Source organism: Sphingomonas sp. PSPC2-2 (assembly GCF_049897725.1).
Taxonomy (GTDB): Bacteria; Pseudomonadota; Alphaproteobacteria; order Sphingomonadales; family Sphingomonadaceae; genus Sphingomonas.
On the sequence record NZ_JAFCWU010000008.1, the window covers coordinates 96,571 to 118,664 of the forward strand.

Consider the following 22,094-nt stretch of genomic DNA (forward strand, 5'->3'; position numbering starts at 1 on the left):
CCGCTCAAAGTCGAATGCGAGCGCTGACCTGCACCGAACGCGGCGCGCCGGGTGCGTAGAAGGTCGAGGATAATAGCGGGCGCTCGCCGCCGATCACCGGGGTGGCGAAGGGGCGCGCTACGAAACGGCCAGTGCCGTCGAATGCAGTCGCCGCGAGCTGCGCGGCGGTGGCATATTGCTTGTCGAGCAGGTTGTTCACCTGGAGCGTCAGCGTGACGGCCCTGGTAACGTGCAGTTCGGCACCGCAATTGATGACCGCATACGGTCGCGTGCTCCCGGCACCGAGGTAATAAACGCCGTCGGGCACATGCGCGTTGTTCTCGTTGCCGCGCGCAAAGACGCCCGAAACAGCGATAACGTCAACATCGAGCGACAGGCGCTTGATCGGATCCCAGCCGACCGCCGCCTTGGCGATCGAACGCGGGATTAGCGGAATGCGATTTCCCCTGCTGATGGCGATCGTGCCGTCAAACCCGGGGGCGACGCCGTCATTGCTGCTGTTGCCCGAGGCACCGACGTGCTCGCTGCTGCGGTACGTGGCGTCGAGCCAGGTATAATGGCCCGAAAGCCGAACTGCACCGAACGTGGCGGTCGCATCCAGATCGACGCCTTGCCGCCGCGTGCGGCCAAAGTTCCGGAAATAGCCAAAGCCTGCGGCGTCGTTCGCGACGAATAGAATGTCGTTGCGGCTGTCGGTGCGAAAGGCACCGATGCGCCAGGTGAGGGGGCCATGCGTGCTGCCATGTACGCCGACCTCAAGCGTCGTCGCGGTCACCTGGTTGAGCGGTGGATCCCCTGCCAACGCATTGGGCAGCCGACACGGGCTTGCCGGATCGGAGCAGCCGAGCTCGATCGCCGAGGGCGCGCGGCTGGTCTGCGCGATCGCGGCATCGAAGCCGAGCTGCTTGAACGGCATCCAGGCGACGGCGATAGCGGGGTTGAAGGCGGAGAAGCGATGATCGCCCGTCAGCGAACCGGTTCCGGCAACGGGCGTGATCCGGTCGCGATTGCCGACGCTCGTGCGATCGTAGCGTGCCGACAGATCGACTCGCAGCGTGCCGGTCAGCATCAGCGAATCGGTGCCGTAGAGGCCGAGATTGGTGGTCCGACCGTGCAGGTCGACGCGCGCGTCGAACGCGGTTTCGGATTGCTGCGTCCCGTCGGCAAACGCACCCGGGCCAGTGACGCCGACCACGCCGCGCTCGGCAGTCAAATAGGCGAATTGGGCGGATTGCGCGAAGTCGGCCTGGCTATCCGAATAGCTCGCGCCGAACGTTAGCGTCTGGTGCAGCCCGGCGAATGTCGCGGTAAGTGTTGCCTCCATGCTCGCGCCCCATTCGCGCTGGTCGGTCGCCGAACGGTTGATCAGGCCGTTGCATTTTTCGTTGGGCTCGGTGTCGAGCAGCGCCTCGGCGATACAGCGATAGCGCGGGAAGGGCGTGTTGCCCTGCGTTTCGCCACTTAGCGGAAAGCCGCTAATGTTGGCCGCAGCCAAGGCGGCGCGCTCGGCGGCGTTGGGCTGGTATAGATTTTCGCCGAGCGCATTGTCGTTGACGTCGCCATTGAAGGTGCGGGTCTTGATCCGCCGCCAATAAACGTTTCCCGACAGCGACAGTGCGTCCGATACGGTGTGCTTTGCGGTCAGATTGACCAGCCCCGAGCGGTTCCGCGTGACGTCGGGCTGGGTGTAGACGCTGCGGCGATCGGCGGCGAGCAGGCGCTGTTCTTGCAGTCCGTTGCCGTTGAGGTCGGTGTCCGCGTAGCTCGTTGAAAGCTGCAGATGCGTCGTCGCATTCGACCAGCCGAACTTGGCGAATCCCTGATAGGCGCTGGAGGTCGAAAAGGCGCGCCAGCCGCGCTCGTGAAAGGCGTTGCCGCTGACGAACCAGTCGAACCCGCCGCGGATCGCGCCCCCGGCCTGCGCCTCGAGCGTGCGGCGTGCGAACGATCCGACGCCGACATCGAGCAGGTAGCCGGGGTCCGAGTTGCCGTCCTTGGTGCGGATCGATACCGCACCCCCCAGCGAGTTGCGCCCGAACAACGGGTTCGAGCCCGGCACGAGGCTAACCGAGCGGATTGCTGATTTGGGGATCAGGTCCCAGCTGACGATATCGCCGAACGGCTGGTTGAGCCGAACGCCGTCCAGGAAGACCGACAACCCCTCCGGCGTGCCGAGCAGCGGGGAAGCGGTGAAGCCACGATAGTTGATGTCGGGCTGAAGCGGGTTGCCCTGCATTTCATTGACGAACACGCCACCGCTCAGCCGCTTGAGATAGTCTGTGAGGTCATTGGCATGCGCGCGCTGGAGCTGCTCGTCGCTGATGGTCTGCGCTGGAAAGCGCAGCGCGCCCTCGCCGACATCAAACAGGGGCGTGGCGGTGACGACGATATCGGGGCCGGTCTGGTCTTGCGCAAAGGCGGCGAGCGGGAAGACGAGCGCTGCCCCCGCAATGCCGACGCGCGAGAACAGCCGCACCGCGATCGGGCCCTCCGACTTCGCGCTCCCGTCCATCACCGGGCCGTACAGCGCAGCGGCACGGGGGCAATGTCGGTGAAGGTGGCGACGTCGCCAAACACCGTGGCCGCCTCGGGCGATGCCAGCGCGGCGTCGAGCGCCGCGCCATCGCTGAACTCGAGCACCGCGACCGCCGCATAGGCCGGAGCGGGTTCCTCTGGAATAAATGCGGAGGCGCGGGTCAGCCCATACCGCGTCCAACTATCGCGTACGAGCGGCAGATGCCGGTCCAGATAGGCATCCAGGTCGAACGTCGCGCCGTCGGTTCGGGGATAGGTGACGAGCAAGGTGGTCATGTCAGCGCGCCTTTGCGAGATAGCCGACCATCCGCTTCTTAGCGAAGGGCGGGAGATTGGCCGCGCGCGCGGCGGCGAGATTGGCGGACGGGCCGTCGCCGGCCTGCACGACCGCGACCATCCCCATTGAATAATGCGGTGCGCATTTGATGCCGTAGATGCCGGGCGTGGTGACAACGAGATCGAAAGACTTGCCCATCGCACCTTTGCTCGGCGTGACGCCGGCGGGCAGCATCGTGGGGATCAGCTCGGCATTGTGCACCGGGCTGGTCGGCACGAAGCGTACTGTGTCGCCCGGATTGGCCTTCACGAAGGCGGGGACGAACACCATCGCGCCTTCGGGGCCGCTATCCCTCATCTCGACGACGATCGTCTTGGCGGGCACGGTCTTGGGTGCCTTCGCACTTACGCCGGTCGCTCCCAGCGCGGCAGTCAGACACAATGCGGCGGCGATCAGTCTCGACATCATCTTCTCCTCACGATCGTCTCGCGCGGGCGCTCGGCCTTGGCAGCGGACGCTTGGTTATCGCGAGCGAGCATGGAGGCAGACTGACGGTCCGCAAATTGCCCTTTGGTGCAATAGCGCGGTCGAGGGTTTTGGGCACAATAGAGGCAGATAGCCCGCATTGGTGTCAGCCACCGGGCTCATATCCAGGAGAGAAACTATGCTGCACCAGGCGCTCGAAGGTTTGAAAGGCAAGGTCGCGATTCGCTCGACTTATGACAATTACATTGGCGGCCAATGGGTCGCGCCGGTGCAGGGGCGCTATTTCGACAATCCCTCGCCGGTGACCGGCCAGACGGTGTGCCAGGTGGCGCGTGGTACCAAGGAAGACATCGATCTCGCACTCGACGCCGCGCACAAGGCGAAGGACGCGTGGGGCCGCACCTCTTATGCCGAACGCGCGGTGATCCTCAACAAGATCGCCGACCGGATCGAGGCAAATCTGCCGCTGATCGCGATGGTCGAGACAATCGACAACGGCAAGCCGATCCGCGAGACGACCGCCGCCGACATTCCGCTCGCGATCGACCATTTCCGCTATTTCGCAGGCTGCATCCGCGCGCAGGAAGGGGGCATTTCCGAGATCGACCATGACACGGTCGCGTATCATTATCACGAGCCGCTGGGCGTGGTCGGCCAGATCATCCCGTGGAATTTCCCGATCCTGATGGCGGTGTGGAAGCTCGCGCCCGCACTTGCCGCCGGCAATTGCATCGTGCTCAAGCCAGCCGAGCAGACGCCGATGTCGATCATGGTCTTGATGGAGATTATCGGCGATCTGCTCCCGCCGGGTGTGCTCAACGTCGTCAACGGTTTCGGCGTCGAGGCGGGCAAGCCGTTGGCGCAGAGCCCGCGCATCGCCAAGATCGCCTTTACCGGCGAGACCACGACTGGCCGCCTGATCATGCAATATGCGACCGAAAATCTGATCCCGGTCACGCTCGAGCTCGGGGGCAAGTCGCCCAACATCTTCTTTGCCGATGTGATGGATCAGGACGACGATTTCCTCGACAAGGCGCTCGAAGGGTTCGCGATGTTCGCGCTCAACCAGGGCGAGGTGTGCACGTGCCCGAGCCGCGCGCTGGTGCATGAAAGCATCTACGACCGCTTCATGGAAAAGGCGGTCGCCCGCGTCGAGAAGATCGTGATGGGCAGCCCGCTGGATCCTTCGACCATGATCGGCGCGCAGGCGTCGAACGACCAGCTCGAGAAGATCCTGTCCTATTTCGATATCGCGCGCGACGAAGGAGCGAAGATCCTCACGGGCGGCGAGCGCGCGCAGCATGGCGACGATCTGGGCGGCGGCTATTACGTCAAGCCGACGATCATCTCGGGCAACAACAAGATGCGCGTCTTCCAGGAGGAAATCTTCGGCCCGGTGGTGGCGGTGACGCCGTTCAAGGACGATGCCGACGCGCTCGCGATCGCCAATGACACGCTCTACGGGCTCGGCGCGGGGGTTTGGACCCGCGACGGAACGCGCGCCTATCGCATGGGTCGCGGGATCCAGGCCGGACGGGTGTGGACCAATTGCTACCATCTTTACCCGGCGCACGCTGCGTTCGGCGGGTACAAGCAATCGGGGATCGGGCGCGAGAACCATCGCATGATGCTCGATCACTATCAGCAGACCAAGAATTTGCTCGTCAGCTACAGTCCGAAGCCGATGGGGTTTTTCTAGCGTATCGACCGAAGCCCGGCGGTCTGTTCCCTTGGCCGTCGGCTGCGGCGGGTCTTCGGACCCGCCGCTTTTTCCCGCGTTTCAGGAGCCGAGCGTGACGCCACCTGCCCGTATTCTCGCAACCGACGCCGCGATCGCCTTGATCGATCGGCTGAGCGCGATCCACGGGCGGGTGATGTTCCACCAGTCCGGGGGATGCTGCGACGGATCGGCACCGATGTGCTACCCTGCGGACGAGTTTCGGGTCGGTGGGCAGGACATTTTGCTGGGGCGTATCGCCGACGACGTGCCGGTGTGGATCGGTGCCGCGCAATTCGCCTATTGGCGGCATACGCAGGTGACGATCGATGTCGTGCCCGGGCGCGGCGCGGGGTTTTCGCTCGAGGGGCCCGAGGGACTGCGCTTCATCATCCGCAGCCGCGTCTTCAGCGACGCCGAGGTCGATGCGCTCGACGCGGCGGGCGTGCCGGTCTGCGGTGCCGGATGATCCATGGCAATCGACGCACCCGTGCAGGCATGACATGATGCCGCTCATGCTCGATGCCCCCCCGCCCGCGCGGTTGCGTTCCCCGGTCCGTACCGCTGCGACGCGGCTTGCGGATCCCGATGCCGCAGCGCAGGCGCTGTTTGCTGCCCTCGACCCGATGACGCTTGCCGGCGTGCTGATCTTCAGCTCCAGTCGCTACGCGCTCGATGGGCTGGCCGAGGCGATCAACCGGCGTAGCGAAGGGCTGTGCGTGGTGGGATGCACCTCTTCGGGTGAAATTACTCCGGAAGGCATCGCCGAGGGCACGATCGCTGCGATCGGTTTCCCGGCGAGTGATTTCACGCTCAACGCTGTCCGCTTCGATCATCTCGATTCGTTCGATGCCAGCCGTGCGCAAAGCGTCGTGCGCGCGCTGGTCGCCGAATCGACCGCCGCCTCGGACGCGCTTGGTCCCGAGGTGACGCGCGCCGCGATCTTCCTGGTCGACGGGCTGTCGCACCGCGAGGAGATGCTCACCGTCACCGTGCAGGATGCGCTTGGCGAAATCCCCCTGATCGGGGGATCTTCCGGCGACGGGCTCGACTTCAAGGAGACCTTCATCTTCCAGGACGGTGCCTTCCGCCGCGATGCCGCGCTCGTCGCGATCCTGTCCTCGGCGCGACCGATGCAGGTGTTTCGCTCGCAGCATTATGCGCCGGGACAGGTCAAGATGGTGATCACCGGGGCCGATCCGGTGGGGCGCGTCGTTACCGAAATCAACGCCGAACCGGCGGCGGAGGAATATGCCCGGCTGACCGGGACGACCGTCAACCAGCTCGGCCCCGCAGTCTTTGCCTCGCACCCGCCGATGGTGCGCGCCGGCGGCGAATATTATGTCCGATCGATCCAGTCGGCCAATCCCGACGGCAGTCTGACCTTCTATTGCGCGATCGACGAAGGTGTTGTGCTGACGCTGGGCGAGGCACGCAACATTCTCGACGGGCTCGGCACTTTGTTCGACGATCTCGACCGCAGTGTCGGTGGGATCGACCGGATCGTCGGGTTCGACTGTGTGCTCAACAAGATCGAGGCCGAACAGCGGCAATTGACCCGCAAAGTCTCTCGCATGTTCGTCGAACGGCGCGTCACTGGCTTCAACACCTATGGCGAGCAGTTCCACGCGCTCCACGTCAACCAGACCTTCAGCGGCCTGGCGATCGGCTGGGGGGACTGATGGCAACGCGGATCGCCGTGCCCCAAAGCCACGATGCCGCGCGGATCGCGGCGCTCGAGGCTGAGATCGTCAAACTCAAGCGCATCAACACCGCTCTGATCGACCGCGTCGAACGCTCAACCGATCTTCAGGGCAATGCCTTCTCGCTGTTCGAAACCGCGATCTCGCTGGAGGGCAAGGTGCGCGAGCGTACCGCCGATCTGGAACAGGCGCTCGACGCGCTGGCGCGCAGCAACGCGGCGCTCGGGATCGCCAAGGAGACGGCCGACGATGCGCAACGCCGCTTGCGCGATGCGATCGAGAGCATCAACGAAGGCTTTGCGATTTTCGATGCCGATGATCGGCTTGTGCTGTGCAACCAGACCTATCTCGGCCTGTGGCCCAAGATCGCCGACCGGATCGTCCCCGGAATCTCCTTTTCCGAAATCACCGACATGATCGGCAAGGACGGCACCACGCTTGGGGCGATGGTCGCACACGACCGCTGGGTGTCCGAGCGGATGGCGCAGCGCATGGTCGCGAGCGGCGGGCATGTCCACGCGCTTGCCGACGGCCGCTGGATCCAGATCAACGAATTGCGCACCAGCGAGGGCGGGATCGTCGGCGTCTATACCGACATCACGGAAGTGAAGGCCGAGGATGCGCGGCTGCGCGCGCGTGAACTCGCCGAGAAGAGCGCGATCCTCCAGGCGACGCTCGATACGATCCCGCAGGGCGTGTGCGTCTACGATGCCGAGCGTCGGCTGGTCGCGTGGAACGATCCGCTGCTCGCAGTAATCGGTCTGCCCGCCGATGGGATCGCGATCGTCGCGACGCATGACGGGTTGGTCGCGGGATGTGTGGCGTTGAACGGACCGATGGAGCCAGACCTGCCGCTCGCTTGGCTCGAAGACGGCGTGCGCGATGCCGTCTCGCTCCGACGTTACCGAAGCGGCAAGGTCGTAGAGGTTCACCGTGCACGCATGCCCGATGGCGGGATGGTGATGAGCTTTGGCGATATCACCGAAAGCCTGCGCGCCGCCGAGCGGCTGCGCGAGACCAACGAGACGCTCGAACGCCGTGTCGAGGAACGTACCGCCGACATCAACGCGGTCAATCGCGAGCTCAGCCGCGAAAATGCCGAGCGCCTCGCGGTCGAGGCGGCACTGCGCGACGCCAAGACTGCAGCCGAACAAGCCAATATCTCCAAGACGCGTTTCCTCGCTGCGGCGAGCCACGATCTGTTGCAGCCGCTCAACGCTGCGCGGCTGTTTGTCGCCGCCTTGAGTGACCGGCGGCTCGCCTTGCCGACGCGCGCGCTGGTGCGCCAGGCGGGGTCGGCGCTCGATTCGGTCGAGGATCTGCTCGAATCGCTGCTCGAGATATCCCGGCTCGATGCCGGTGCGATCGTCGCCGAGCCGATCGACTTCGCGCTCGACGAAATGCTGCGCAGCATGAAAGCCGAATTCGCACCCGTCGCGCGCGAGCGTCGGTTGACGCTGCGGATCGATGACGGTGTGTTCTGGGTGCGCTCCGATCCGCGCCTGTTGCGGCGGATTCTGCAGAACCTCATCGGCAATGCGTTACGCTATACCCAGGCCGGGTCGGTGGACGTCTCGGTTCGCGTCGAGGGTGAAATGCTGCAGGTCGAGGTGATCGACACCGGCCCGGGGATCGCGCCCGAGCATCATGTCGAGATCTTCGAGGAATTCCGGCGAATCGGCGAGCATGGGCGTGATCGCGGGATGGGGCTGGGGCTGGCGATCGTTCAGCGCGCGGCGCGGATGCTCGGCCATGCGCTGACCGTCCGCTCCGCGCTCGGCGAGGGCTCGCGCTTCGGGGTGGAGGTTCCGCTCGGCACGCCCAGCGCGCACGTGTCGCATACCGTCGCGCCATCGCGCAGCGGGCCGCTCAACGATCGGGTCGTGCTCGTGATCGACAATGAGACATTGATCCTCGAAGGCATGTCGGCTCTGCTCGAGGGGTGGGGCTGCACCGTGCTGAACGCACGCGACATGGCGACCGGGATAGCGCAAGCCAACATCTCGCGGCCCAATCTCCTCATTGCCGACTATCACCTCGACGACGGCCAGACCGGGGTCGGCGCGATTGAGGGCTTGCGGGCTGCGGAGGGTGCCGCGATCCCCGCGATTATCATCACAGCCGATCGTACCCCCGAATTGCGCGATCATCTGGCTGCGGCGGGCTTCCACGTCCTGCAGAAACCGGTCAAGCCCGCGCAGCTCCGCGCGCTGATCACGCGGCTCACGCAGTAATGTCAGGCGTCGGTCCCGAATTTCACCTTGTTGACGAGGATGACGGCCTGCGTGCGGCTGAACACCTTGAGCTTGGCGAGGATCGCCGAGACGTGCGCCTTGACCGTCGTCATCGAGACATCGAGCTCATAGGCGATCTGCTTGTTGAGCTTGCCCGCGACGACGAGCCGCAGCACGACCTTTTGCTGCGGCGTCAGGCTGTCGATGCGGCGCTGGATGTCGGCATCCTCGAGCGTCTCGGCGGCCTCGATCTCGTCCATCTCCGGGGCATAGAAATCCCCCGCGAGTACGGTCTTGAGCGCATCGACGATCGCACTGCGCCGCAGCGATTTGGGGATGAACCCGGCCGCCCCCGCCGCCAGCGCACCGCGTGCAAGACCGCGCTCCTGCGCCGCCGAGACGATGACCACGGGTACCGAGGGGAAGCGCTCGCGTAGCGCGATCAGCCCGGAAAAGCCGACCGCGCCGGGCATGTTGAGATCGAGCAGCACCAAGTCGAAATCGCCCTCGCGCGCGATCACCGCGCTGGCTTCGTCGAGCGAGGAGGCCTCGAACAGCTCGCATTGATCGAACGCCACCGCGATGACGGTGCGCAAACCATCGCGCACCATCGGATGGTCGTCGGCGATGAGCACGCGTTCCACGTAATCCAGATCCCCCTGTTGCGCCGTTCCGCTTGCCGAGCGTAGTCCGATTGCGCGGGAAAGCGAAACGGGGGCGGCATTCGCCACCCCCGCCGCACGGCTCCGCTCGACGCCGGATAGAGCCGTGCCGCTCACGATTTCGGCAGCTTAAACACCCACAGCGCACCACCCTGATTGATGTGCTGCACCGCCTTGGCGACTTCGCCGCCCCACAAAGGCACCGCGCCGCCCCAGCCCGACATCACCGCGACATATTGCTCGCCATCGGTTTCCCAGGTGATCGGCGTGCCGACCACGCCCGATCCCGTGTTGAACTTCCACAATTCCTTGCCGCTCTTGGCGTCGAACGCCTTGAGATATCCCTCGGGCGTGCCTGTGAACACGAGGTTGCCTGCCGTGCTCAGCACGCCGCCCCATAGCGGTGCCTTGTTGTTATATTCCCACGCGATTTTTCCCGTCGCCGGATCGATCGCGCGGAGCACACCGATATGATCCTCATAGAGCGGCTTGATCGTGAAGCCGGCACCGAGGAACGCCGCACCCTTCTTGTAGGCGATCGGCTCATTCCAGATATCCATGCCCCATTCGTTGCTGGGCACGTAGAACAGACCGGTCTGCTGGCTGTACGACATCGGCATCCAGTTCTTGGCACCAAGGAAGGCGGGGGCCGCGAACACGGTCGTTCCCTTTTCCGCGGTGGGCGGGCCGGGTCGGTTGGCCTCGACATAATTGGGCCTGCCGGTCTTCAAGTTATAGCCTGTCGCCCAAGTTGTTTTTGAGACGAACGGGGTGGCCTGCAGCAACTTGCCGTTGGTGCGGTCGAGAATGAAGAAATAGCCGTTGCGGTCGGCCTTGGCACCGAGCTTCATCATCTTTCCGCCGCGCATCGCGTCGAACGGGATCAATTCGTTGACTCCGTCGAAATCCCAGCCGTCGTGCGGTGTGGTCTGATAGTGCCATTTGATCTGGCCGGTGTCGGGATCGATCGCGAGCGTAGAGGCGGTGTAGAGATTGTCGCCGGGGCGCAAATGGCTGTTCCAGGGCGCAGGATTGCCCGTGCCCATGTAGATCAGGTTGGTATCGGGATCGTAGGTGCCCCCCAACCACGTCGCGCCGCCACCCTGCTTGTACTGGTCGCCCTGCCAGCTCGCATTGAGCTTGCCGGTCATTCCGTTTTCCTTGCCGCCCAGGGTGCCCATGTTCCCCTCGATCGTCGGACGCGTCCAGATCAGCTCGCCGGTGTTGACGTCGCGCGCCTGGATCTCGCCGATCACGCCGAATTCGCCACCCGAATTGCCGACGATGATCTTGCCGTGGACGATCATCGGCGCGGCGGTGAAGCTGTAGCCGGCCTTGTAGTCGGCGATCTGCTTGTTCCAGATGACCTTGCCGGTGTTGCGGTTGAGCGCAACGAGCCGGGCGTCGAGCGTGCCGAAGATGATCTTGTCGCCGTAGATCGCTGCCCCGCGATTGACCACGTCGCAGCACGGCACGATCGCATCGGGCAGACGCGCGTCATATTCCCATTTCTCCTCGCCGGTTTTCGCATCGAAGGCGAAGACGCGGGAATAGGAGCCGGTGACGTAAATCGTGCCGTCATAGACGAGCGGCTGCGATTCCTGCCCACGCTGCTTCTCCCCACCAAGCGAGGCGGCAAAAGCGGGAACGAGCTTGGCGACGTTGTCGGCGTTGATCGTGGAGATCGCACTAAAACGCTGTGCGCGCGGCCCCATGCCGTAGGTGAGCACGTCGCCCGGGGTGTTGGCGTCGTTCATCAAGTCTGCATCGGTCGGGCCGACCGCCGCCCCCGGCGCAGCGGCCTCCCCCGGTGCGGCATCGGGTGCCGCCACGAGCGGTGCCGCGAGCAGCGCGCTTCCGATTGCGAAAATCGACGTCTGTCGCACAATGCGCTTCATCATCTTCTCCCCTGGTTGTTCTTTACGCCCGCCATTTCCGGCGAGGTCGGCTGCTGCTGCAGTACGATCGCTTCACGCTATCACGGTACGCGCGCCCGCCAATTGGACCTTGGGCCTAGGCGGCGGTCACGATGCGAGCGGCGCGCGCAGCGTCACGCCGTACCGGTCGAAGATCGCCGGAACGGTTTTGTCGGCAATCAGTTCGGGAAGCAGAGTGTCGAGCCGGTCGCCGAGATCGCGGCTGTCGTCCTTCACCGCCAGGCCGATGTCCCAACCCGGGCTGGTCAGCGCCGGGATCGGCCCCTTGCGCGCAACGATCGCGTCGCCGCCCTTCGACAGCGCGTGCTCGACTTGCGCGCGCGTCGCCATTGCGAGATCGGTCTTGCCTTCGCGGACCGAGTCCAACGCGACCATGCCGCTGGTCATGTGCACGACGTCGCTGCGCAGCGCGCCGCCGAATTGGCCGCTCATGTAAAAATCGGGAATGCTGTTGAGCTCGACCGCAATTTTGTGGCCCTTGAACCGGGCCGGCGGATCCTCGCAATCGACCGCGCGGCCGCAGCCGATCGCGAAGCTCTCGCGATAATAGGGTGCGACGATCACGACGCGATCGTTGCGCAACGCAAAGGCGCGGTCGAACGGCGCGTGCATCATGATGTCCGACAGCGTGCCGCCGGTGGCGGGGCCTTTCCACACCATGTTGCGCAAGTCGTCGTCGACATCGTCGCCCGCAAGGAAGTCCCGAAACTCGGGCCTGACGCCCAGCTTGTGCGCGATTGCAGTACCGAGATCGACGTCGATCCCGCGCAGCGTTGCGCCTTCCAACCACGCCCAAGGCGCGAAATCGCGATAGACCGCGATGCGCAGTATGCCAGCGCTCCGGATCTTTTCGAGCGACGCCGCGCGCGCCGGGAATGCGGGGAGCGCCGCAGCCGCGCCGATCCCGGCAATCACGCCACGTCGGGTAAAGCCCGGGTTCATGGCACTAATCCTGGTGCTTGGTGTCGAGCCAGGAGCGGATCGCCCAGCCGGCTTTCTGCCCGAGAACATCGCCGAGCGGCGGCATATAGACCTTGCCGTCGCGCGCCGAGCCATGCTGGTAGCGATTGATGAACCACTCGTCGCCCGCTTCGCCGACATCGAGATAGCGCAGATCGGGCGCAATGCCGCCCGACATCGCTTCAAGGCCATGGCAGCGGGCGCAATTCTGGCCATATGCCGATTCGCCGATCTTGATCGCGGTCGCATTGCCGCGATACGGATTTTTGACGAGCCATGCCTCGCCAATGTCGGGCAGGGCGCTCGTGTCGACCGGTTGCGGCAGCACATTGCCATGCGCGAAGACCGCATTGCCGATCAGCGCGGTGGCAAGTCCCGTCGCCACAAGCAAAGCGAGCATCGACAGGCTGGGGATCTTCATCGGCTTCCTCTCCACGGCTTTCGCGGTCTTCGCGATTGAGTCGGGGATGTAGGCGGGTGCAGGCCTGCGACCCTATTGCACTTAGGTACAGCATGCGCCCGCGCGCGATTGGACTAGACCCGTCTCATGCGGATTTGTCTTACCCTGCCCTTGCTTTGCGCTCTCGCTTTCGGGGGGAGTGCGCGCGCCGAGACGGTCTACGTCTCCAATGAAAAGGGAAACAGTATCACCGTGATCGACGCGACGTCGCTCAAGGTCGTGGCGACCTGGCCGATCGGCAAGCGCCCGCGCGGCATCGTCCTCTCGCGCGACGGCAAGTTTCTCTATGTCTGCGCGAGCGACGACAATGCCGTGCAAGTCATCGACCGCGCGACGGGCAAGGTCGTCGCTGACTTGCCGTCGGGCGAGGACCCCGAGCAGTTCGCGCTATCGCCCGACGGTACCATGCTGTTCGCGGCGAACGAACGCGACGCTGCGGTGACCGCGATCGATGTCGCCAAGCATGTCGTCGCCTGGCAAGTCGATGTCGGGGTCGAACCCGAAGGGATGGCGGTCAGCCCCGACGGCAAGACGGTTGTCTCGACCTCGGAGACCGATGACTCGGTGCATTGGATCGATCTCGCCAGCCACAAGGACTTTGCGCAGACTGCGGTCGGGATGCGCCCGCGCCACGCCGAATTCACCGCCGACGGCAAGGCGCTGTGGGTCAGTTCGGAAATCGGTGGCGAAGTGCAGATTCTCGACACGACCAGCCACGCGGTGACCAAAACGATCGCCTTCGCGCCCCCGGGGGTGTTCAAGGACAAGATCATGCCGGTCGGTATCCGCTTCACGCCCGACCGCAAGCAGGCCGTCGTCGCGTTGGGGCGCGCCGATACGCTTGCAATCGTCGACGTCGCGAGCGCGACGGTGACCGGATACATCCCGGTCGGGCGGCGCGTGTGGCACTCCGCGATCGATGCCGCAGGGAGCCGCGTCTTTTCGGCCAATGGACTTTCGGACAATGTCTCGGTGGTCGATCTCGCGACCAAGGCCGTGATCGCGACGATTGCTGTGGGCCGCGCGCCCTGGGGCGTCGTCGTCGCGCCCTGATCGGACGCCGCGCACCACGCACCAAAGTCCAATTCCCCGATCGCCGCCGCGGGCGCAGCGTTGGCGCACAGGCACCGCGAAAGGCGGGCCGCTATCAGGGGGAGGATATCCGTGAGGGGCACCACAACATTGCTGCAGGCGGTCTGCGCGGCCGCATTGCTGGCGGGCGCGACGCCCGCATTCGCGCAAGACGACACGACCAGCGCCCTGCTGCTGCGGCTGAAGGAGAAGGGCATCCTGACGCAGGCGGAATATGACGATCTGATCGCGCGCAAGCCACCCGCCGCGCCACCCGCCCCACAACCCGCTGCAGTCGCGACCAACCCGACCGCCGAGCCGCAGACCGCAGCTGTCGCGCAGCTCGACGACAAACGGCTGGTGCGGATGACGAGCAGCGGGATCGGCATGGAAGTCGGCGGCGTGACGGTGAAGTTCTCGGGCTCGGTCAACGCCTTCTATACGCATGATTCGCCCGATAAGCGCCTTGCCGGCACGACGGTCGTCGGCGGTCTCGCCAATACCGGCCCGCAGAACAGTTCGGCGATCCGCAACGGGCTGCTGCCGGGCATCTTCGGGCTCGACGTGTCGACCAACCAGGGCGGCTGGGACATTGCCGCGCACTTCGGCTTCTATCCCGGCATCAACAGCAATTCGTACGGCGGCAATGGTGCCAACGCCGCCGGTGCGCCAGTCGCGCTGGCGACCGCAGGGATCGATGCCCGGCAGACCTATATGACGATCGGCAAGCCGCATCTCGGCACCTTCAAGCTCGGGCGTGACATCGGCCTGTTCGGGTCCGATGCGATTCTGAACGATATCACCCTGCTGTCGGTCGGCACGCCGGGCAGCAATGCGGGCCCGTCGAACACCTCGCTCGGGCGGATCGGGATCGGCTATATCTACACCGACTTCCAGCCGCAGATCACCTACACCACGCCCGTGTTCGGCGGCTTTCAGGCGTCGGCCGGAATCTTCCAGCCGTTGTCGACGCTGACGGGCGGGGCCGAGGTCAACGGCACGCCCGGTTTTCAGGGTAAGGTCACCTATGACTTCAAGGCCGACACATTCACGGGTCACCTGTGGGCGTCGGGCATTACGCAGAAGCATGACGGCTTTGCCGGCGCGCCGAGCTATACCGGCAGCGGCTTCGATGTCGGTGGCAAGCTCGGCTATGGTCCGCTGAATGTGCTCGGTTATTATTATGGCGGGTCGGGGCTGGGGACGACGGCGCTGTTCGTCTTCTCGACCGATGCGCTCGGGCGCAAGCGTGACAGCAGCGGCTTTTACGGTCAGGCCAGCCTGACCTTCGACAAGTTCACGGTCGCGGGGAGCTATGGGCAGAGCAAGCTCGATCTCGCGCGTGGCGAGGTCAACCCGACGTTGCTCGACAAGAATAGCAGCTGGGTTGGACAGCTACGCTACGGCCTGACGAGCTGGGTTACGCTGCTCGCCGAATATATCCATACCAAGGCGGAGGCGCAGGGCCCGAACGAGGCCAAGTCCAATACCGTATCGGTCGGGTCGATCCTGTTCTTCTAATTGTGCAACTATGCGGTGGCGGGGGCGGTTCGATCGAACCCATCTCGCCACCCGTCCTATTTTGAAAGCGCCGGCCCGTCATGCGTCGCTCGTCATTCCTTCCGTTGCTGGCGTTGGTGGTTCCATCGTCTGCGCTCGCGCAGCAAAGCCCCGCACCGTCTGCCGATCCCGCCGATATCGTGGTGCTCGGCCAGCCGCTTCCGCTTCCGCCGGGGATGCCGGCCTATGGCTCGGTAACGATCGGCCGTTCGCGCTTGACCAGCGATGCGACTGGGCGGGTCGAGGACGTGCTGCTCGACGTTGCGGGGTTCCAGCAATTCCGCCGATCGGACAGTCGCTCGGCCAACCCTTCGGCGCAGGGTGTGACGTTGCGCGCGCTCGGCGGCAATGCGTCGAGCCGCGCGCTTGTGCTGCTCGACGGTGTCCCGCTGGCCGATCCGTTCTTCGGGTACATTCCCTTCAATGCGATCTCGGCGGATCGGCTCGCTGGCGTGCGCGTGACGCGCGGCGGCGGCGCGGGTGCGTTCGGTGCCGGTGCCGTCGCGGGGACAATCGAGCTGGCGAGTGCGACCCGCCACGACCTGCCGACGATTGCGGCGGAGGCCTTCTACGGCAGCAACAACGCGCAGGAAGTGTCGGCAAGTGTCTCGCCCGATATTGGCGGCGGGTTCGTCAGCGTGTCGGGCAAGTTCGAGCGCGGCGACGGTTTTTACACCACGCCGCCATCCCAGTTCACCGCCGCGACCGTCCGCGCGCGCTACCGGGATGGATCGGGCACCATTCGCGCGGTCGTGCCGATCGATGCGCAGACCGAACTCCAGGTGCGCGGTCTGCTGTATCGCGACGAGCGGACGCTCCGCTTTGTGGGCGCGAACAGCAGCAGCGAGGGGGAGGATGCCAGCGTCCGGCTAATCCATCGCGGGGATTGGGCGATCGATGCGCTGGCATATGTCCAGGCGCGCAATTTTTCCAACCGCGTAATCAGCGCGACCAGCTTCAAGCTCACGCTCGACCAGCGCAACACGCCGGCGACGGGGGTTGGCGGCAAGATCGAGCTGCGCCCGCCGGTCGGGGCCGACCATGTTCTGCGCATCGGTGCCGATGTCCGGCTCGGCGACGGCGAATTGTACGAAGACGCCTATGCCGCGAGCGGCGCGGTCACCGCGCGGCGCAATGCCGGGGGCCATACCAGCACGACCGGTCTGTTCGTCGAGGATGACTGGACGCTCGGGCGACTGGTGCTGACCGCCGGTGTTCGTGGCGATCGCTGGACGATCACCCAGGGCTTCTTCCACGAGGCCAGCGCGACAGGCGCGACGACCACCGACACGCGCTATCACGACCGTCATGGGTTTGAGGGCACCGGGCGCGCGGGCGCGCTGTTCCACGCGAGCGACGCACTCGCGCTGCGCGCGGCGGGTTATACCGGCTTCCGCTTGCCGACGCTCAACGAACTCTATCGCCCGTTTGTGGTTTTCCCGATTACCACGCAAGCTAATGCGGCGCTCGGGCTCGAACGGCTGCGCGGAGCCGAGGCCGGGCTCGACCTCACGCCGGTCGCTGGCGTCACCCTCGGCATCACCGGCTTCTACAACCGCCTCGACGGCGCGATCGCCAACGTCACGATCGGGCCCAATCTGCGCCAACGCCGCAACGTCGATGCGATCGTCGCCAAGGGGATCGAGCTCACCGCGCGGGCCGCGCGCGGGCGCTTTTCGGTCGATGGCTCCTATGCGTTCAGCGACAGCCGGGTCCACGCATCGGGTGCATCGCGACAGCTTGATGGCTTCATCCCGGCGCAGAGCCCGCGGCACAGCGGCAGCGCGACGCTCGCCTGGGCATCGCCGCGTGGTTTCGCCGCCTCGCTCACCGCGCGCTATGTCGGCAAGCAATATGAGGACGATCTGCAGACCGACGTGCTCCCGTCCGCGACGACGCTCGACGGGGTGCTCACACTGCCCGTCGCCAGGCGTGTGGCGGTCGTCCTGCGCGGCGAAAATCTTTCCGACGAAACGGTGATCACCCGCAACGCGGCGGGATCGATCGACGTCGGCACCCCGCGCACGCTGTGGATCGGCGTGCGCTTGCGATGAGGAAGACAGACGTGACGCCAGATATCTATCCCGTTCCGACCAACTGGGCGACCGAGGCGACGATCACCGCGGAACGCTATACGACGGACTATGCCCGCTCGCTCGACGACGCCGATCGGTTTTGGCTCGAACAGGCAGAACGGCTCGACTGGTTCACCCCGCCGAGCGTGGCCAATCAAAGCAGTTTCCACGAAGCCGATTTCGGCGTGCGCTGGTTCGCCGATGGGGTGCTCAACGTCTCGGTCAATTGCATCGACCGGCATCTCGCGACGCGCGGCGATCAGGTCGCGATCGTGTGGGAGCCCGACGCTCCCGATCGCCCTGCGCGCCACATCACCTTTACCGAACTCCATGCCGAAGTGTGCCGCTTCGCCAACGTGCTGAAGGCGCAGGGCGTGCGTAAGGGTGACCGCGTAACGCTATATCTGCCGATGATCCCCGAGGCGGCGTTCGCGATGCTGGCGTGCGCGCGAATCGGCGCGATCCATTCCATCGTCTTCGGCGGCTTTTCGCCCGAGGCGCTGGCCGGGCGGATCACCGATTGCGACAGCCATATCGTCATCACAGCCGACGAGGGCTGTCGCGGCGGCAAATGCATCCCGCTCAAGACCAATGTCGATGCCGCCGCCAAACTCACCACCTGCCTCGACACGGTCATCGTGCTGCGCGCGACCGGCGGCCCCGTCGCGATGCAGGACGGACGCGACGTCTGGTATCACGAGGCCGCGGCGCAGGTGGATGCCGAGTGCCCGCCCGAATGGATGAACGCGGAAGATCCGCTGTTCCTGCTCTACACGTCAGGATCGACGGGCAAGCCCAAGGGCGTGCTTCACACCACCGGCGGCTATCTGCTCTGGGCGGCCTATACCCATGCCTGCGTGTTCGATTGCCGCGACGGCGACACCTATTGGTGCGCCGCCGACATCGGGTGGGTCACCGGGCACAGCTATATCGTCTATGGCCCGCTCGCCAACGGCGTTACCACGCTGATGTACGAGGGCGTGCCCAACTGGCCGACCCCGGCGCGGATCTGGCAAGTGGTCGATCGCCATCAGGTGACGCAACTCTATACCGCGCCGACCGCGCTACGTGCGCTGATGCGCGAGGGCGACGGCTTCGTCACGCAGACCAGTCGCGCCTCGCTCCGCCTGCTCGGTTCGGTCGGCGAGCCGATCAATCCCGAGGCGTGGCGCTGGTATCATGAGATCGTCGGTGAGGGGCGCTGCCCGATCGTCGATACATGGTGGCAAACCGAGACCGGCGGGCACATGATTACGCCGCTGCCCGGTGCGACGCCGCTCAAGCCCGGTGCCGCGAGTGTCCCGTTCTTCGGGGTCGAGCCGGCGCTGGTCGATGCGGCGGGCGCGGTGCTCGAGGGAGCGATCGAGGGCAATCTCGTCCTCACGCGGAGCTGGCCGGGGCAGATGCGGACCGTCTGGGGCGACCATGCGCGCTTTTTCGAGACCTATTTCTCGGCCTATCCCGGCGTCTATTTCACCGGTGACGGCGCACGACGCGACGCCGACGGGTATTGGTGGATCACTGGCCGCGTCGATGACGTCATCAATGTTTCGGGGCATCGCATGGGAACTGCCGAGGTGGAATCGGCGCTCGTGCTGCACCGCGCCGTCGTCGAGGCGGCGGTGGTTGGCTTCCCACACGACATCAAGGGGCAGGGGATTTACGCCTATGTCACGCTCAATACCGGCGAGGTGCCGAGCGCAGCGTTGCGCAAGGATCTGGTGGCGTGGGTCCGCACCGAAATCGGCCCGATCGCAACGCCCGACGCGATCCAGTTCACCCCCGGCCTGCCCAAGACGCGGTCAGGCAAGATCATGCGCCGGATCCTGCGCAAGATCGCCGAGGGGGACATCGCCACGCTCGGCGATACCAGCACGCTGGCCGACCCGGCGGTGGTCGACGATTTGATCGCCAACCGCGTCGGATAACACACGCGTCTCGCCGTGTTTCCTCGCAAAAGAGAGCGCTCCGTGTGCGCAGGAGCCTATGCGGAGCGTCAGCGCCCTGCGTCGATCCGGGGCAGGAGCTCGGCCTCAAGCCCCGGATAGAGATGAGCGACGGAGCGCTGCAGTTCGTAGCGCGCGGCCTGCAGCGTCGCGAAACGTGCCGGGATCATGACGTTGCCCGCCGCGACATTGTCATCGCCGGCGATGACCGACGCGCGCAGTGTGGCGGCGAGCCAGTCGAGCCAGTCGCGCGTCTGGACGATCGCAGTGGCGGGGGTGGGATCGACCGGGCCATGTCCCGGCACGACGCGCTTGTGACCCAACGCTTCGAGCGTCTTCAGCGAATCGTGCCATTTCTCCAGGTCGGCATGTGGGGTGGAGGGCGCGCGATCATGGAACACGAGGTCGCCTGCGATCAGCGTTCCGCTCGCTTCGTCGAGGATCGCGAGGTCGGCCGGGCTGTGTCCCGCCAGCGGGAGCAGTCGAAACCGCCGTGCCCCGAATGTTTCGTGATCGGCCGTCAGGATCGCGCCCGGCGGCGTGAATTCGGTCCCGCGCATCCAATCGCCGAGCAGCCGGTACATCCCATCAGAAAAGCCGGCACCCTCGCTCTTCAAGAGGTTCGCCAATTGTGGCGTGGCCGCGACGATCCCGGGCGCGAAAGCGGCGGCACCATAAATATGGTCGGGGTGGAGATGGGTCAGATAGACGCGAACCACCGGCTGGCCGGTCAGCGCTTGGGCCGCCTGCTTGAGCGCGACGCCATAGCGCAGCGACGGGCCGCAATCGACGAGCACGGTCCCGCCCTCGGTTGCGAGAATCGTGATATTGGCGATCGCGCCACCATTGGCCATCGCGATCGGCGCATCGACGCCTCGCACGACCCACAGCCCATCGGCAACCTTCTCGGGAATGATCCGATAGGCGAGCGGCTGGGCGCGGGCCGGCAGCGCGATCGCGCCAAGCAGACCCGCCAATGCGATCCGGCGATCGATCATCTAGCGGACCGCGGCCAGCGCGGGTGTCGCCTCGCGCACCGCGAGCGACCCGTCATAGCGGATCCCGTTGGTGTCGCTGGCGCGCACGGCCACCGTCTCGCCCGCTGCTGTCTCGGCGATGATCGAGATCGTCGGATCCTCGGCGACCGACGCCTCGATCCGCATCGTTCCGTATGCCTTGCCCGCCCCGCTCAGGGTGAGCGTGTCGAGATTGTACGTCGGGATGTTCGCGACGAAGCCGGTATCCATCGGGTGGCGGAAGGCCACCCGGATGTGTGTGCCGTCGGCCCCGCGCACCGCGACACCGCGGACTTCGCCGAGATGGTCTGCCCAATCGCCCCTGACACGACTTGTCGGCGGGGTCGAGCAGCCCCCGCCCGCTGCATCGATCCAGCCGCCGCCGACGAGCCAACTGCCATCGGCGAGCTGCACCGCACCGCGCACCGGGGTGCGCTGGTCGAGCTTGATTCGCGTCGCAAGAAACGCCCGGGCACCGGCGAGCGTATAATCGATCGCAAGCGGAATTGGGTTAAGGTCGGCGAACAGCAGGATACGCTTCACCCCCTCAATGCCGCGCGCGTCGACTGTCACGGGAAAGCTGGTCTGGTTTTCGGCGATTTCGGGAAAGATCACATGAACGCGATCGTCGAAGCGGACGGGGTCGTTGCCGAACAGCGTGTCGCCCAATCGCTGCCACATCGGCGATCCGAGCGGATCGGCGGGCAGGGTCGCGTGCGCCGGTAGCGGTGCCAGCGCCAGCAATAGCCCCCCGATCCAGGGTAGCGACGATACGACCATAATCTTCTCCCAAAGCACAGCTTAGCAGCGCGGCGACGCCTGCTACTATGCGACTTTGGGCCAAGCGGAGCGTTGCGGATGCGAAGGGCAATCATGCTTGCGGTGGCAGTGCTAGCCTCGACCGGGGGTGTGGTACAGGCCGACTCCCGCCCCCCAGCCGAAGCCCCACTGTTCGATCCGATTACAGGTTATCGAATGAGCCATTATCGCGGCGTGATCCCTTCAATCCCCGAAGGTGTCAGGCGCGTCGACGTCGCGCAGGCACATGCCTTGTGGCGGGCGGGTGCCATTTTTATCGACGTCAATCCTGCACCCGGTGCGCTCCGCGACGTCGAGACCGGACGATGGAGTCTTGCCGAGCCGCATGCCTCGATCCCAGGCGCGCATTGGTTCGCCGAGAGCGGGCGCGGCGAACTCGACCCCGGGATCGAGCAAGCCATGCTGCTCGGCGTGCGCCGTCTGGCTGCCCGGCACCCCCATCGCCCGCTTGTCGTGTTCTGCCAGGCCGATTGCTGGATGAGCTGGAACGCCGCACTGCGCCTGCATCGCGCAGGGCTGCCCGACATACGCTGGTTCGCCGACGGGCTCGACGGTTGGAAGGAGGCGGGCTTTGCCGTGACGCTGACGGTTCCAGCGGGATGAACCGAATTTTATGGAGTGTCGCTTGGACCTGCG

Annotated in this window: 18 protein-coding genes; 9 read left to right on the plus strand and 9 right to left on the minus strand. The window is 65.4% G+C overall.

Annotated elements, in window-relative coordinates; translation table 11 throughout:
• Positions 1-4: 4 nt before the first annotated feature.
• Genes ACP7BY_RS15040 through ACP7BY_RS15050 form a run of 3 tightly spaced genes read right to left on the minus strand, consistent with a single transcriptional unit; the run spans position 5 to position 3,280 of the window.
• Positions 5-2,512, minus strand: a complete 2,508-nt coding sequence (locus tag ACP7BY_RS15040) for a TonB-dependent receptor (RefSeq protein ID WP_137902699.1) — start codon at positions 2,510-2,512, stop codon at positions 5-7.
• Positions 2,512-2,811: an EthD family reductase gene (locus ACP7BY_RS15045; protein ID WP_033963526.1), complete on the minus strand. Its 300-nt coding sequence runs from the start codon at positions 2,809-2,811 to the stop codon at positions 2,512-2,514. The genes ACP7BY_RS15040 and ACP7BY_RS15045 overlap by 1 nt, the downstream gene beginning before the upstream one ends.
• Position 2,812: 1 nt before the next feature.
• On the minus strand, positions 2,813-3,280 hold the full coding sequence (locus ACP7BY_RS15050; protein WP_052192054.1) for a pseudoazurin: 468 nt from the start codon (positions 3,278-3,280) through the stop codon (positions 2,813-2,815).
• 196 nt (positions 3,281-3,476) lie between these two features.
• Here ACP7BY_RS15050 and adh point away from each other — a divergent pair, with 196 nt between their 5' ends.
• The 4 genes from adh (at position 3,477) to ACP7BY_RS15070 (ending at position 8,952) form a co-directional block, all read left to right on the plus strand.
• A complete protein-coding gene (gene adh / locus ACP7BY_RS15055) occupies positions 3,477-4,997 on the plus strand; it encodes an aldehyde dehydrogenase (protein WP_033963527.1) in 1,521 nt (506 codons plus the stop codon).
• Between the two features lie 94 nt (positions 4,998-5,091).
• Positions 5,092-5,484, plus strand: coding sequence for a DUF779 domain-containing protein (locus tag ACP7BY_RS15060; protein WP_033963528.1), 393 nt, complete (start codon positions 5,092-5,094; stop codon positions 5,482-5,484).
• Between the two features lie 34 nt (positions 5,485-5,518).
• Positions 5,519-6,697, plus strand: a complete 1,179-nt coding sequence (locus tag ACP7BY_RS15065; protein WP_052192057.1) for an FIST N-terminal domain-containing protein — start codon at positions 5,519-5,521, stop codon at positions 6,695-6,697.
• On the plus strand, positions 6,697-8,952 hold the full coding sequence (locus ACP7BY_RS15070; protein WP_033963529.1) for a hybrid sensor histidine kinase/response regulator: 2,256 nt from the start codon (positions 6,697-6,699) through the stop codon (positions 8,950-8,952). Before ACP7BY_RS15065 ends, ACP7BY_RS15070 begins: the two co-directional genes overlap by 1 nt.
• Before the next feature lie 2 nt (positions 8,953-8,954).
• On the opposite strand, the gene ACP7BY_RS15075 is transcribed toward ACP7BY_RS15070, so the two are convergent.
• The 4 genes from ACP7BY_RS15075 to pedF all read right to left on the minus strand — a co-directional run bounded on the left by ACP7BY_RS15075 (position 8,955) and on the right by pedF (position 12,911).
• Complete coding sequence (locus ACP7BY_RS15075) at positions 8,955-9,563, minus strand: LuxR C-terminal-related transcriptional regulator (RefSeq protein ID WP_231564900.1); 609 nt, start codon at positions 9,561-9,563, stop codon at positions 8,955-8,957.
• Positions 9,564-9,727: 164 nt separating this feature from the next.
• Positions 9,728-11,515, minus strand: a complete 1,788-nt coding sequence (locus ACP7BY_RS15080) for a methanol/ethanol family PQQ-dependent dehydrogenase (protein WP_171010502.1) — start codon at positions 11,513-11,515, stop codon at positions 9,728-9,730.
• A 123-nt stretch (positions 11,516-11,638) separates the two neighbouring features.
• Entirely contained in the window at positions 11,639-12,493 is an 855-nt protein-coding gene (locus ACP7BY_RS15085; protein WP_126845452.1) for a substrate-binding periplasmic protein, read from the minus strand.
• A 4-nt stretch (positions 12,494-12,497) separates the two neighbouring features.
• Positions 12,498-12,911 (minus strand): cytochrome c-550 PedF, encoded by a 414-nt coding sequence (pedF, locus tag ACP7BY_RS15090; RefSeq protein WP_052192066.1) that lies wholly within the window; start codon positions 12,909-12,911, stop codon positions 12,498-12,500.
• A 147-nt stretch (positions 12,912-13,058) separates the two neighbouring features.
• On the opposite strand from pedF, the gene ACP7BY_RS15095 reads away from it, so the two are divergent.
• From ACP7BY_RS15095 to acs, 4 genes are all read left to right on the plus strand, one after another.
• Positions 13,059-14,024, plus strand: coding sequence for a PQQ-dependent catabolism-associated beta-propeller protein (locus ACP7BY_RS15095; RefSeq protein ID WP_033963533.1), 966 nt, complete (start codon positions 13,059-13,061; stop codon positions 14,022-14,024).
• A gap of 111 nt (positions 14,025-14,135) precedes the next feature.
• Positions 14,136-15,563: a porin gene (locus ACP7BY_RS15100; RefSeq protein WP_052192060.1), complete on the plus strand. Its 1,428-nt coding sequence runs from the start codon at positions 14,136-14,138 to the stop codon at positions 15,561-15,563.
• Positions 15,564-15,643: 80 nt separating this feature from the next.
• Positions 15,644-17,656, plus strand: a complete 2,013-nt coding sequence (locus ACP7BY_RS15105) for a TonB-dependent receptor plug domain-containing protein (protein WP_033963536.1) — start codon at positions 15,644-15,646, stop codon at positions 17,654-17,656.
• Positions 17,653-19,605: an acetate--CoA ligase gene (gene acs / locus ACP7BY_RS15110; protein ID WP_426288172.1), complete on the plus strand. Its 1,953-nt coding sequence runs from the start codon at positions 17,653-17,655 to the stop codon at positions 19,603-19,605. Before ACP7BY_RS15105 ends, acs begins: the two co-directional genes overlap by 4 nt.
• Positions 19,606-19,673: 68 nt before the next feature.
• Here acs and ACP7BY_RS15115 read toward each other — a convergent pair whose 3' ends face one another.
• Entirely contained in the window at positions 19,674-20,621 is a 948-nt protein-coding gene (locus ACP7BY_RS15115; protein ID WP_137902696.1) for a quinoprotein relay system zinc metallohydrolase 1, read from the minus strand.
• Positions 20,622-21,419: a quinoprotein dehydrogenase-associated SoxYZ-like carrier gene (locus ACP7BY_RS15120; RefSeq protein ID WP_033963539.1), complete on the minus strand. Its 798-nt coding sequence runs from the start codon at positions 21,417-21,419 to the stop codon at positions 20,622-20,624.
• A gap of 93 nt (positions 21,420-21,512) precedes the next feature.
• On the opposite strand from ACP7BY_RS15120, the gene ACP7BY_RS15125 reads away from it, so the two are divergent.
• Positions 21,513-22,061, plus strand: a complete 549-nt coding sequence (locus ACP7BY_RS15125; protein ID WP_209516010.1) for a rhodanese-like domain-containing protein — start codon at positions 21,513-21,515, stop codon at positions 22,059-22,061.
• The last annotated feature ends 33 nt before the right edge of the window (positions 22,062-22,094 follow it).

Excerpts from the sequence above, each read along its gene's own strand:
- ACP7BY_RS15040 (WP_137902699.1), bottom strand. The coding sequence starts at position 2,512 with ATGGACGGGAGCGCGAAGTCGGAGGGCCCGATCGCGGTGCGGCTGTTC.
- ACP7BY_RS15045 (WP_033963526.1), bottom strand. The coding sequence starts at position 2,811 with ATGACCACCTTGCTCGTCACCTATCCCCGAACCGACGGCGCGACGTTC.
- ACP7BY_RS15050 (WP_052192054.1), bottom strand. The coding sequence starts at position 3,280 with ATGATGTCGAGACTGATCGCCGCCGCATTGTGTCTGACTGCCGCGCTG.
- adh (WP_033963527.1), top strand. The coding sequence starts at position 3,477 with ATGCTGCACCAGGCGCTCGAAGGTTTGAAAGGCAAGGTCGCGATTCGC.
- ACP7BY_RS15065 (WP_052192057.1), top strand. The coding sequence starts at position 5,519 with ATGATGCCGCTCATGCTCGATGCCCCCCCGCCCGCGCGGTTGCGTTCC.
- ACP7BY_RS15070 (WP_033963529.1), top strand. The coding sequence starts at position 6,697 with ATGGCAACGCGGATCGCCGTGCCCCAAAGCCACGATGCCGCGCGGATC.
- ACP7BY_RS15075 (WP_231564900.1), bottom strand. The coding sequence starts at position 9,563 with ATGGTGCGCGATGGTTTGCGCACCGTCATCGCGGTGGCGTTCGATCAA.
- ACP7BY_RS15080 (WP_171010502.1), bottom strand. The coding sequence starts at position 11,515 with ATGATGAAGCGCATTGTGCGACAGACGTCGATTTTCGCAATCGGAAGC.
- ACP7BY_RS15085 (WP_126845452.1), bottom strand. The coding sequence starts at position 12,493 with ATGAACCCGGGCTTTACCCGACGTGGCGTGATTGCCGGGATCGGCGCG.
- pedF (WP_052192066.1), bottom strand. The coding sequence starts at position 12,911 with ATGCTCGCTTTGCTTGTGGCGACGGGACTTGCCACCGCGCTGATCGGC.
- ACP7BY_RS15095 (WP_033963533.1), top strand. The coding sequence starts at position 13,059 with ATGCGGATTTGTCTTACCCTGCCCTTGCTTTGCGCTCTCGCTTTCGGG.
- ACP7BY_RS15105 (WP_033963536.1), top strand. The coding sequence starts at position 15,644 with ATGCGTCGCTCGTCATTCCTTCCGTTGCTGGCGTTGGTGGTTCCATCG.
- acs (WP_426288172.1), top strand. The coding sequence starts at position 17,653 with ATGAGGAAGACAGACGTGACGCCAGATATCTATCCCGTTCCGACCAAC.
- ACP7BY_RS15115 (WP_137902696.1), bottom strand. The coding sequence starts at position 20,621 with ATGATCGATCGCCGGATCGCATTGGCGGGTCTGCTTGGCGCGATCGCG.
- ACP7BY_RS15120 (WP_033963539.1), bottom strand. The coding sequence starts at position 21,419 with ATGGTCGTATCGTCGCTACCCTGGATCGGGGGGCTATTGCTGGCGCTG.
- ACP7BY_RS15125 (WP_209516010.1), top strand. The coding sequence starts at position 21,513 with ATGCTTGCGGTGGCAGTGCTAGCCTCGACCGGGGGTGTGGTACAGGCC.